The organism is Acetivibrio ethanolgignens, from assembly GCF_001461035.1.
GTDB lineage: Bacteria > Bacillota > Clostridia > Lachnospirales > Lachnospiraceae > Velocimicrobium > Velocimicrobium ethanolgignens.
Genome location: NZ_LNAM01000226.1, coordinates 1 through 557, shown reverse-complemented (window position 1 = coordinate 557; position 557 = coordinate 1). Strand labels below are relative to the sequence as shown.

Annotated in this window: 1 pseudogene; it reads right to left on the bottom strand. The window is 40.8% G+C overall.

Annotated elements, in window-relative coordinates:
- Nucleotides 1-70 precede the first annotated feature (70 nt).
- Nucleotides 71-382, bottom strand: a pseudogene (locus ASU35_RS18145) (substrate-binding domain-containing protein); the annotation flags it as partial.
- Nucleotides 383-557: the final 175 nt, after the last annotated feature.

Here is a 557-nt window from a genome sequence, read left to right as displayed (position 1 = left end):
GCAGAAAACGAGGTAAAAGTCAGTAAAATTAAGTGTTTTAGCTTAATCAGCAGACACTACTTAAGAAATAGCTTCCTGCCTCTCTGCCTACTACTATAGGAGCATCCTCACCGCCTAAGTCCTTCCAGTTTGTGATTTCTTCAGTATAAATCTTTGTCAGTTGTTCCTTTGTCAGATCATCCTTTAACTCTCTAGAGGCATTTCCAATATCCATACTGCCAGCCTGTAGAGCCCTGATACCGGCACGGGAGTCAACAAACTCTGCACTAACAGTTACCTTCGGATATTTTACCATAAAGCTTTCTGCTACTGCATTAGCAAGCTTTTCCATAGAAGTGGAACCAGACATGGTAATGCTTCCGCTTAAAGTTTCCTCTGCTGCCGCCAGTGTTTCTACTATCGGGGTTCCGGTTGGATTTAATTCCCATTGTTTTCTTTGCTATTTTTCTCATAATACTTTTCTCGCCTTCAATTAAGTGATGTTTTTCTTTTCTTTACATAGTGTCTGCTGATTAAGCAGACATTTGCAACTTCCAACTCTTACATCTGCTCCAGTC